Raw genomic sequence first — 12,572 nt, forward strand, 5'->3', positions numbered from 1 at the left:
TTAAAAAAATTATATAGTTTTTTTAATCAAATCAATAAATAAATCGAATAAAAAATCTGTATCTGTGGGGCCCCCTGAAGCTTCCGGATGAAATTGTACTGAAAAAAAAGGTTTATAATTATGAATAATTCCCTCACAAGTATCGTCATTTAAATTTTTAAAAAATATTTTCCAATCTATGGGTGATAGATAATCATAATCTAAAACATATCCATGATTTTGAGATGTAATAAAATGTTTTCCATTCTGTAATGATACAACCGGTTGATTATGACTTCTATGCGCGTTTTTTAATTTATAGGTTTTTCCTCCTGCAGCAATTCCTAACAGTTGATTACCTAAACAGATTCCGAATATAGGTTTGTTTTTTTTCATAGCTATACGAATGTATTCTACTGGCTCTTTATAGAGAATAGGATTTCCAGGTCCATTAGATAAAAAAAGTCCATCATATTCTTCTTCAGTAAAATTATAATTCCAAGGAACTCTTACAATAGTACAATTTCTTCGTAAAAGACATCTTAAAATATTATTTTTCAATCCAAAATCTATAAGTAATATTCTATATTTTCCATTTCCATATATAATTTTTTTTTTAGTGGAAACTTTATCAGAAAGATTTTCATGATTAGGATCATAAAAAGATATATTTTCATTATCTAATAATATTTTTCCTAACGTAGATCCACCATTTTTTCTAATTTTTTTGGCAATAGATCTAGTATCTACATTATAAATTCCAGGAATTTCATTATTATATAACCAATCACATAAAGATTGATCCATATTCCAATGATGTGGATGATTCGAATAATATGTGACAACAACACCTGATATCTGAATTTTATCAGACTCATAAAATTTAGGAATTTCTTCATTTTTTATAATAGTAGGAACCCCATAATTTCCAATCATAGGATAAGTATAAATCAAAATTTGACCATGATAAGATGGATCCGTCATACTTTCTATATAACCAGTCATTGCGGTATTAAATACTAATTCTCCAGAGGAAGACTTGGGATATCCAAAGTGATCCCCTTCATATTTTGTTCCATCTTCTAGAACAAGAGTACCTTTTCTTTTTTTTTTATGATTTTTCATTTCAGTTTTCGTAAGGATTTATTTAATTTATTTAAGAATAATTCTATATGATTTTCATTAATAATTAGTGGAGGAAGTAATCGTAAAACATATGGATTATTCGATATACCCACGAACACATTTTCTTTATAAACTAAAGTATTCCTTAGATTTTTAACTGGAAAATCAAATTCTAATCCTAACATCAAACCTTTTCCACGGACTTCTACTATCTGAGAAATACCTGTTATTTCTTTCAATAGTATTTCTCCCATTTTTTTTGCATTTTCAATCAAATTCTCATTTTTAATAATTTTCAAAACTGAAATTCCTGCTATACATGCTAAATAATTTCCTCCAAAAGTAGTTCCTAACATTCCATAATATGGTTTAAATTTTGGATGAATTAATACTCCCCCTATAGGAAATCCATTTCCCATTCCTTTAGCTATAGTAATTAAATCTGGTTTGACCGGATAAAATTGATGAAAGAAAAAAGAACCTGTTCTTCCATAACCACTTTGTATTTCATCAATAATTAAAACCGATTCATATTTATTACATAATTTTCCAACTTTTATGAAAAAATCAAAACCAGGATCTATAATTCCAGATATACCTTGTAATCCTTCAGTGATTACCGCACAAATATCTCCATTTTTTAAGTAATTTTCTAAAATATCAATTTCATTATAATCCAAAAAAATAGTTTTATGTTGAGTATCAAAAGGAGATACTAATTTATAATTATCTGTAACCGAAACACTCCCGCTAGTTCTCCCGTGAAAGGCTCCTCTAAAAGCAATTATTTTCTTTTTCCCCGTATGAAAAGATGATATTTTTAATGCATTCTCATTAGCTTCTGTTCCAGAATTGCAAATAAATAAACAATAATTTTCATATCCTGAAATTTTTCCAATCATATTTGCTAATTCATTTTGATGAGAAACCAAAACACTATTGGAATAATAAGAAATTTTATTCATTTGTTTTGTTATAGATTCTATATAATATGGATGAGAATGTCCAATAGAAATTACGGCATGTCCTCCATAAAAATCTAAATATTTTTTCCCATTTATATCAAAAACATATAATCCTTTACTTTTGTTTAATTCTATATCCAAAATAGGATATACATTGAATAATTTCATTTTTTTTGAGAAATTTTTAATTTAAAAACGAATGGATTTCAAATTTAATCCACAATCCTCATTAATATTAAACATAAGATTCATGTTTTGTACGGCCTGTCCGGATGCCCCTTTTAACAGGTTATCTAAAACACTTACAACAATTAATTGATTTCTTTCTTTTATAAGGTATAAAAAACATTTATTGGTATTCACTACTTGTTTTATATCAATATTAAAATCAGATATATACACAAATGGATGATCTAAATAATATTCTTGATACATTTCTTTATTTTCTTCTAAAGAAAGATTAGTATAAGTATACATAGTAGTTATAATCCCCCTTGAAAAATTTCCTCTATAAGGAACAAAATAAATTTTTTCAGAAAATTTATTTTGTAACTCAGAAATAACTTTTACTATTTCATGTATATGTTGATGATTAAATATTTTATAAGTAGATACATTATTATTTCTCCAACTAAAGTGATTAGTATCACTATATGTTCTTCCAGATCCAGTAGATCCGGTTATTGCACTAATATGTATAGATTTTTGGATTAATTGATTCCTTGCTAATGGCAAAATTGATAAAAGTATAGCTGTAGCAAAACAGCCAGGATTCGCTATACTTTTTGATTTTTTGATTAATTCTTTTTGTAATTCTGGTAATCCATAAATAAAATTTCTTTTATTAAATTCACTGATTATTCTAAAATCTTGACTTAGATCAATCACTTTAATATCATTTGGAATTTTTTTTAATTCTTTTTTGGAATTTCCATGTCCTAAACAAAGGAAAATTACATCAACTTTTTCTTCTAATTCACTGGAAAATCTAATATTTCCTATTTCACCAAATAAATCTTTATGAGTCGTATGGACTAACTCCCCAAAACTACTTTTACTAAGTATGGTTTTTATATTAGCTTTAGGATGATATGTGATTAACCTAATCAGTTCTCCAGCGGTATAACCCGTCCCTCCAATAATACCTATTTCAATCATTTTTTAAATTTTTTTTTAATTTGTGATATATTTTCATTTGATTACTAAGAATTTTTGTAAATCCTTTCACATCTTCTGATGTCCATGCATGATTAACTTCTCCATATTTAGCGTCAATATTAGAAGATTTCATTAAATCAAATTTAGATTTTATTCCAACTAAATGAAATCGATAAGGATATAAAATTATGTTTACAATACCAGTTAATCTATCTTGTGTACTTTTTAAGAATTTTTCTATATCTCGCATAACTGGATCTAAATATTGAGCTTCGTGAAGCAACATGCCATACCAATCAGATAGTTGTTTTTTCCAATAAATTTGCCATTTTGTGAGAATATGTTTTTCTAATAAATGGTGGGCTTTAATTATAATAATTGCTGCGGACGCTTCAAATGCTACTCGACCTTTAATCCCGATAATAGTATCTCCTACGTGTACCCCCCTACCTATGGCAAATTCGGAAGCAATTTTTTCAATTTTTATGATATTATCCACTGCCTTCCCTTTTACTTTATTAACACCTATTAATTCTCCTTTTTCAAATTCTAATTCTAAATTTTCGCTTTTTTTTTTCCCTAATCTTGTAAGATAAGCTTCTTCTGGGAAATCACTATAAGAAGTAAGCGTTTCTTCTCCTCCTATACTAGTTCCCCAAATTCCTTTATTAACCGAATATTTCGCTTTATCCCAACAAATAGATATACCTTGATTTTGTAAATATTTAATTTCATCTTTTCTAGATATATTCATATCTCTTATTGGAGATAAAGTAATTTTTTCTGGACAAATAATTTGAAAAGCTATATCAAATCTAATTTGATCATTACCAGCACCAGTACTCCCGTGAGCTATAGCTTTTGCTTGAATAAATGATGCATATTGTGCTATTTTTATAGCTTGAAAAATTCTTTCGGAACCTACAGAAATTGGATAAGTATCATTTTTTAATATATTTCCAAATATTAAGTATTTTATACAGTTTTGATAATATTCTTCGATTGCATGAATAGTTTTATGTGATTTAGATCCAATACTTATGGCTCGATCCTGTATTTTATCTAATTCATACTTTTTAAATCCTCCTGTATTAATAATAACTGTATGGACTTCATAATTTTCTTGAATAAGGTATTTTAAACAAAAAGAAGTATCTAATCCCCCGCTATAAGCTAGAACAATTTTATCTCCTTGATTTAATTTGATTTTATTTATTTTTTGATAATTTTTAGGATCATATAATAGTCCGGTACACAAACACATCTTTTTATTATTCCTCATTAAAATATCAAAATTTTTACAATTTTTACATCCATTCCAAAACTTTTTTGATTCAGTAAGTTCGTTGAATGAAACTGGTTTAAATCCTAATTCTGTATTAATTTTAATAACCGGATTACTAGTAGTGATACTAAATATTTTAGAATTTGGAAACTTTTTTTTAGATAACTTAAATAGTTCTATTTTAATAACTTTTGCTAATCCTTTTTTTCTAAATTTAGGAAAAACAATTAGACCAGAATTTACAATAAATTCTTTATTCTGGAATACATCTAAATAACTAAATCCTGCTAGCTCTTCATTAAAGAATGCAATGATAGCATCACCATTAATCATTTTAGATTTAATATATTCTGGATCTTTTTTTGCTATCCCAGTCCCTCTTATTCTTGCCGATTCTTCTATTTTTTTACAAATCAAGTAAGCATATTTTGTATCCTTATCATGAGATACTCTAACTTTTATTTTCATTTTAATTAAGTCCCCACTATAAATCTATACCCTTTATGATCAAAAAATAATTTTATCGATAGTAAAACATTACAATTAAAAATAGGATTATTGTCATGCAAATTTAATAAAGTATTCATAGACATAGAATATATTTATGATTTTCTGAATTAATTCAGAAATAAATCTATCTCTTTTATATTATTCAATTTATTTAAAATAATTGAACTAATATTTACTCCATATTTATTAGATTGAAGATTTATAGAAATATTTCTTTCTTGATCATATAAAATAAAATTTAATTTTTTTTCCCCTTTATTATGAATAACTATATTTTCTATATTATCAATTAATAATTGATCCAGATCATTTATATTAATTTTTAATATTAATTTATGCACTAAATTAGTGAAAACATTTTTTAATTCTTCTATGTGCAGAATGTGAATACGATTTTCTTTATCTATAGATACAAATAGAAATAACAAATTATTTTTAAATAAAATAGATTTATATTTTAAATATTTTTTTCCGTAAATCCTGAATTCTTTAGATGAATTATAATCATCCAATGAAAAAATTCCGTATCTAATACTATGTTTTGCATAAAATCTATCCTCTATTTTAGATAGAATTCCTACGAATGTATAATAATGTTTATGTTTATTATTTATCAATTCTTTTCTATTGAATTTATCTATCGATAAGTTTGTTAGATATTTTATTTCATAAGAAAAATCATATAAAGGATGTGAACTCACATAAGTTCCCAATACTTCTTTTTCTTTAGATAATATTTTAATATTACTCCATTTATCACAATCAACAATAATTGGAATATCAATTTTTTTATTATTCTTCTTTCTTGATCCGAATTTAATGATTTTTTCTAAAAAACTTAATTCCTCAGAATCTTCAATATGAAAATATTGCTCTCTACGTATATTAAAATTATCTAAAGCCCCTGATAAAACTAAATTTTCCAATGTTTTTTTATTAACTACTCGTAAATCTACTCGATTTACTAAATCGAATATAGAAGAAAATAAACCATTTTTTTCTCTTTCTTCAATAATTTTTTTTACAGCATTTTCTCCTACACCCTTTATTCCAGTAAGACCAAATTGAATACAATTTTTACTAATACTTCTAAAAGTAGAATGACTTTCATTGATGTCTGGTTTTTTTATAAAAAATTCCATTCTTTTGCATTCCTTTATAAAAAAATTAAGTTGTTTTATATTATGCATATGACTACTTAATACATAAGTCATATACTCGCAAGGATAATGCGCTTTTAAATATGCGGTTTGAAAAGCAATATAAGCATAGCAAGTGGCGTGAGATTTATTAAACGCATAACAAGAAAAATGTTCCCAGTCTCTCCATATTTTTTCTATAATATTTTTATTATATCCTTTACATACAGATCTATTAATAAATTCGTTTTTCATTTTATCAAGAACTTCTCTTTGTTTTTTCCCCATGGATTTTCTTAATAAATCAGCCTCACCTTTACTAAAATCTGCTAATTTTTGAGAAATAAGCATTACCTGTTCTTGATAGATTGTAATTCCATATGTTTCTTTCAATATTTCTTCCATTTCGGGAAGATCATATCTAATAGTTTCTTTTCCATTCTTTCTAGATATAAAATTAGGAATATACTGTAATGGACCCGGACGATATAAAGCATTCATAGCTATTATATCGTCAAATTTATCAGGCTTTAATCTACATAAATATTTTTGCATACCTGTAGATTCATATTGAAAAATAGCTATAGTTTCTCCTTTTTGAAATAGACTATAAGTTTTTTTATCATTCAATGGAAATGATATATCATTTTTGTTATACCTTTTTTTAATAAGATTTATAGTATTTTTTATAACACTAAGTGTTTTTAAACCTAAAAAATCCATTTTCAATAATCCAGTATGTTCTACTACATTATTATCAAATTGTGTGACTAATAAATTAGATTCTTTTGATACAGAAACCGGAACTATGTTTTTAATATCCCATGGACTTATAATTATTCCACAAGCATGAACTCCTGTACTTCTGATAGTCCCTTCTAAAATTTTCGCTTGTTTTAGTACTTTACTGGATAAAGATTTTTCATTATTAGCAATTTTTCTGATATTATGTATATTCCTTATTTCTTCCTTATTAATTTTTTCTAATGGAATATTTTCATCCAAAATATTTTTTAATGATAAATTATTAGGAATCATTTTTGCTATATAATCTGTCTTATCTAAGGATAACCCTAATACTCTACCAATATCTCTAATAGATGATTTAGCTCCCATGGTAGAATATGTAACAATTTGTGCTACTTTATCTTTTCCATATTTTTTAGTAACCCAATCTATTATTTTTTCACGGCCTTTATCATCAAAGTCAATATCTATATCTGGTAATGATATTCTATCTGGATTTAAAAATCTTTCAAAAAGTAAATTATATTTAATTGGATCAATTTCAGTTATTCCTATACAATAAGCCACTACAGATCCCGCTACAGATCCTCTACCAGGTCCTACAGAAATATTCATTTTTTTAGCTTGATAAATAATATCTTGAATAATCAAAAAATATCCTGAATACCCTATTTTTTTTATTGTTTCTAATTCAAAATTAATCCTATTATGTATTTCTTTTGTTATATTTTTATAACGTTTTTTAGCTCCTTCATAAGTTAATTTTGATAGAATAAAATTTTCTCCTATTTTTTTTGAATTATCGGATGAATCATTAATCCTAAATTTAGGAAGTATAATTTTACGTAAAATATGATAAGGTTCTATTTTATTAACTAATTCTTTCAAAGAATCGAAAGATTCTGGAAGATCTAAAAATAATTGTTTCATTTCCTCTTTACTTTTAAAAAAATGCTGATTACTAGATAATCCAAATCTGAACCCTTTTCCTTTTCCTATAGGAGTAGATTGCTGATGTCCATTTTTTATACAAAGGAGAATATCATGAGCATGATATTCTTTTTTATCCATATAAAAAACATTGTTCTGCACAATATATTTTACGTTATATTTTTTTGAGAATTTAATTAGGACTTCATTAACATAATCCTCTTCTTCTAATCCATGACGTAATAATTCTACATAAAAATCGTCTTTAAATAGATCTTTCCACCATAAAAATAATTTTTCTGCTTTTTTTTCTCCATAATTTAATATAGTATATGGAATTTCTGAATTAATATCCCCGGTTAGTGCAATTAAATCTTCTTTATAATCTTCTATAATATTTTTTCCAATTCTAGGAATTCCAGAATAAAATCCATGAATAAAACCAAAAGAACATATTTTTATTAAATTATGATATCCTTTTTTATTTTTAGATAAAAGTACTTGTGTATATCTTCTATCCGGTTGTTCTTTAGTAAATTTCTTCTGTAAATAATTTTCTGAAATGAATAATTCACAACCAACAATTCCTTTAATATATTTATTAGGATAGTATTTTTCATTTAAAGAATGAATAGTATTTAAAAAATGAAATGTACCCATCATATTTCCATAATCTATTATTCCTACAGCTGGCATATTAAGATCCATAGCCTTTTTTATAAGAGATTTTATACTAATGGTAGAACATAAAATAGAAAAGTGGGTGTGATTATGAATTTGAGAATATGAAAAATTTTTTTTATTCCAATTATATTCTAATTCTTTTTTATTTTGTTTATTTCTATTGGATTTTTTTAATTCCTTCTTAATTATATTTGTCTTTTCAAAAGAAACCAAATTAGATGGAATCTTATAAGAATATTTATTTTTGAATGAATCTGTGATATCTTTGTCAAGATCAGATATCAATCCAATTCGTAAAAGTTCTAAAAAACAACGAGATGTTGCTTTTACATCATTAGCTGCATTATGAACATTTGGTATTATTTCTGAAAATAACTTATAATATAATTCAGATAATGTTGGCCACTTAAACTTCCTTCTACTACCTGGAATTTGACAGTAATTTACTGAAATTAATTGGGTGTCAAATTTTTTTTTCTTTTGAAAAGATATAGTCTCTTTTTTTCTTAAAAATTCACATTCAATAATTTTTAAATCAAAATCTAAATTGTGTCCAACAATATATTTATATTTATCAAAAGTTTTTTTAAATTCATTAAGAACAAAAATTAATGGATATCCATATTTTTCTGCTATTTTATTATTTATTCCATGTATTTTAAAAGAATTAAAAGGAATATCAAAATTATCAGGCTTTATAATGAAATTTTTAAATTCTATCAAATCACCTAAAATTCCATGAACTTGCCATGAAAATTGAACTATTCTAGGCCAATTATTAATATCAGAATTTGAATAATTTATAAATAATGGTAATCCTGTTGTTTCTGTGTCAATAATAAGATACATTTTATCAAAAATTGGTAAAAAAGTTAGTGAAAAATTGTTAGTTTTGTATTACATTTTTTTATATAAAAAAAAATAATCTGGATAAATAAATTTTTAATTTAATTGAAAATTTTGATCTTTTATTTTTATTGAATACTGTTTTATTTAAGATAAAAAAAATGTTAGTTATAATTAATAAAAAAAAATATAAATATGGCTTCTCAACAAACTGTAAACAACAAATTAAAAATAAATAATCTTTTTGACTGGGATAAACACGAAATACAGATTAATAATGAAAAAATTAATAACAAAAAATTAGAAAGTATTTATACTAATAATTTACCAAAAGTCAAAGAATTAGAAACTTATAAAGGGGTAATAACTAATATTACAGATAGAAATATTATTGTAGATTTTGGATTTAAAGCTGAAGGAATAATTCCTTTAAGCGAATTTCGAGAAAATTTTCCATTTAAAATAGGATCTGATATAGAAATAATGGTAGTTAAAATAGATTATAAAGGAGAATGTATTCTATCTTATCAAAAAGCTAAAATGCTTAGAAATTGGAAACAAATTAATGAAGTTTATGAAAAGTCAGAAGTGATATTAGGTTATGTAGCAGCTAGAACAAAAGGAGGATTAATTGTTGAATTATTTGATATAGAGTGTTTTTTACCTGGATCACATATCAATGTAAAACCTGTTAGAGATTATGATACTTATGTAGGAAAAACCATAGAAGTTAAAGTAGTTAAAATTAATAAAAAAACTAAAAATGTAGTGGTATCTCATAAAATATTAATAGAAAGAGATATTGAAGAACAAAGAAAAGAAATGATATCTAAATTAGATAAAGGCCAAGTTTTAGAGGGAAAAATAAAGAATATATTACCTTATGGAGCCTTTGTGGATTTAGGGGGAGTTGATGCTTTACTTCATATAACAGATATGAGTTGGCCACATATTAATCATCCTACAGAGATAGTGCAATTAGAACAAAAACTAAAATTTGTTGTACTTGGTGTTGATAAAGAAAAGAATCGTGTTCAGTTAGGATTAAAACAATTACAACCTCATCCTTGGGATTCATTAGATCCTACATTAAAAGTAGGAAGTAAAGTAAAAGGAAAAGTTAGTGTTTTAGCGGACTATGGTGCATTCATAGAAATTTTACCCGGAGTAGAAGCCTTATTACACATTAGTGAAATGTCTTGGTCTACTGATTTATCATCTCCAAAAGATTTTTTACAAATTGGTGATGAAATAGAAACTATAATTCTTACTATAGATCGTGAAGATAGAAAAATGTCTTTAAGTGTAAAAAGGATGACTGAAGATCCTTGGATTAATATTAATAGTAAATATACAATTGGTTCCCAACATGAAGGGATAGTAAAAAAATTTATGAACTTTGGATTATTCGTTGAATTTAAAGATGGAATATCTGGTCTTCTTTATACAAGTGATCTATCATGGACTAAAAAAATAAAACATCCTTCTGAGTTTTGTAATATTAATGATGAACTAAAAGTAATTGTAATTTCTTTAGATTATAAAAGAAGAAAATTAATTTTAGGACATAAACAGCTAATGGTAAATCCATGGAATAAATATGAAAAAATATATATGATGGATAGTATTCATAGTGGAATTATTTTAAATATTTTTGATAAAGGTGCAACTGTTAAATTTTATGATTCATTAGAAACATTTGTCCCCAAACGTTTTTTGGAAAAAAAGAATGGTACCCAATTTAAAGCTGGTGAAGTGGCTGAATTTAAAGTAGTTGAATTTAATAAGGATATAAAAAAGATTTTGTTTTCTCATACAGCTACTTATCGTATTAGTAGAATTCAAAAGAAAGAAAAACGTATTAGAAATAGAAAATTTGAAAGATCTACTCTGGGAGATATAGAAGGATTAATGAAACTTAAAGAACAGATAGAAAAAGACAAAAAAAAAGAAGATAAAGCGATTCAATCTGAAGATAAAAAAGAAGATAAAGCGATTCAATCTGAAGATAAAAAAGAAGATAAAGCGATTCAATCTGAAGATAAAAAAGAAGATAAAGCGATTCAATCTGAAGATAAAAAAGATAAATAATAATAAGATGGAAACACACCCTATCGCAGAAAAAGAAGGATGGAAGGTAGAAAAAGATTTCCCAGTTTGGGCTAATAATGAATTATATTTAAATACAATTAAAAGTGGATATTTACTAAAAGGAGAAACACCGATTGAAGCTTATAAGAGATTAGCAAGTAATGCTTCTAAAATACTTAACAAGCCTAAAATAGAAAAAAATATTTTTAATATTCTTTGGAAAGGGTGGTTAATTCCTTCTACTCCAGTTATGGTAAATTTTGGGACAGAAAAAGGATTACCTATTAGTTGTTTTTCAGGTAGAGTAGGTGATAGCATGTATGATATATATAGGAAAAATTTAGAAATGGCTATTTTAAGCAAACATGGAGGAGGGACATCTTATGATTTTAGTTTAGTTAGACCAATGGGGAGTTATATAAAAAAAGGTATTTTAGGAAAATCTGATGGTATTATTCCATTTATAAAATCATATGATAGTACAATTATAGCTAGTAAACAAGGAAGCACTAGAAGAGGTGCAGTAGCCATATATTTAAATATTGAACATAAAGAATATCCAGAATTTTTAAAATTAAGGGAACCTAAAGGTGATATCAATAGACAATGTCATAATATTCATCAAGGAACAATATTGTCAGATTCTTTTATAAAAGGTATTTTTAATAAAAATGGAATAAATAAATCATTATGGGTTAGTACATTAAAAAAACGTGTAAAAACAGGAGAACCATATTTATTTTTTATAGATAATGCTAATAGAAATATTCCTGAAAATTGGAAAAAATATGGATTAAAAATACATCATAGTAATCTATGTTCTGAAATAATGCTCCCTACAGATGAAAATCATACTTTAGTTTGTTGTTTATCTTCCTTAAATTTAGAAAAATATAAAGAATGGAAAAATACTAATACTGTTTTTTATTCAATTTTATTTTTAGATTCTGCTTTACAAGAATTTATTAATAAAGGTAAAAATATAAAAGGAATAGAAGATGCTGTTAGTTTTGCAGAAAAAAGTAGAGCAATTGGATTAGGTGCTTTAGGTTGGCATTCATATTTGCAATCTAATATGATTTCTTTTGGATCTTCAACAGCTGATACTTTAAC

Annotated in this window: 7 protein-coding genes (1 of these 7 cut by a window edge); 2 read left to right on the plus strand and 5 right to left on the minus strand. The window is 25.3% G+C overall.

Annotated elements, in window-relative coordinates:
- Positions 1 to 9: 9 nt before the first annotated feature.
- From carA to dnaE, 5 genes are all read right to left on the minus strand, one after another.
- Positions 10 to 1,104: a glutamine-hydrolyzing carbamoyl-phosphate synthase small subunit gene (gene carA, locus H0H58_RS01470; RefSeq protein ID WP_185864805.1), complete on the minus strand. Its 1,095-nt coding sequence runs from the start codon at positions 1,102 to 1,104 to the stop codon at positions 10 to 12.
- Positions 1,101 to 2,237 (minus strand): aspartate aminotransferase family protein, encoded by a 1,137-nt coding sequence (locus tag H0H58_RS01475; protein WP_185864806.1) that lies wholly within the window; start codon positions 2,235 to 2,237, stop codon positions 1,101 to 1,103. The genes carA and H0H58_RS01475 overlap by 4 nt, the downstream gene beginning before the upstream one ends.
- A 21-nt stretch (positions 2,238 to 2,258) precedes the next feature.
- The gene (gene argC, locus H0H58_RS01480; protein ID WP_185864807.1) at positions 2,259 to 3,227 is read right to left on the minus strand and encodes an N-acetyl-gamma-glutamyl-phosphate reductase; all 969 of its coding nucleotides are present in this window, start codon (positions 3,225 to 3,227) and stop codon (positions 2,259 to 2,261) included.
- Positions 3,220 to 4,980: an argininosuccinate synthase domain-containing protein gene (locus tag H0H58_RS01485; protein WP_185864808.1), complete on the minus strand. Its 1,761-nt coding sequence runs from the start codon at positions 4,978 to 4,980 to the stop codon at positions 3,220 to 3,222. The genes argC and H0H58_RS01485 overlap by 8 nt, the downstream gene beginning before the upstream one ends.
- Before the next feature lie 149 nt (positions 4,981 to 5,129).
- On the minus strand, positions 5,130 to 9,371 hold the full coding sequence (dnaE, locus tag H0H58_RS01490; RefSeq protein ID WP_185864809.1) for a DNA polymerase III subunit alpha: 4,242 nt from the start codon (positions 9,369 to 9,371) through the stop codon (positions 5,130 to 5,132).
- 192 nt (positions 9,372 to 9,563) lie between these two features.
- Between dnaE and rpsA the strand changes: the two genes are divergently transcribed.
- Positions 9,564 to 11,459 carry a 30S ribosomal protein S1 gene (rpsA, locus tag H0H58_RS01495; RefSeq protein ID WP_185864810.1) on the plus strand — a complete coding sequence of 632 codons (1,896 nt, stop codon included), beginning with the start codon at positions 9,564 to 9,566 and terminating at the stop codon, positions 11,457 to 11,459.
- Between the two features lie 7 nt (positions 11,460 to 11,466).
- Positions 11,467 to 12,572, plus strand: the 5' portion of a protein-coding gene (locus H0H58_RS01500; protein ID WP_185864811.1) for a ribonucleoside-diphosphate reductase subunit alpha. Its footprint extends 592 nt past the window's final position; 1,106 of the gene's 1,698 nt are visible here — the first part of the coding sequence; its start codon is at positions 11,467 to 11,469; its stop codon lies off the right edge, out of view.

Origin of the sequence: Blattabacterium cuenoti (assembly GCF_014251775.1) — a bacterium.
GTDB classification, from domain to species: domain Bacteria; phylum Bacteroidota; class Bacteroidia; order Flavobacteriales; family Blattabacteriaceae; genus Blattabacterium; species Blattabacterium cuenoti_H.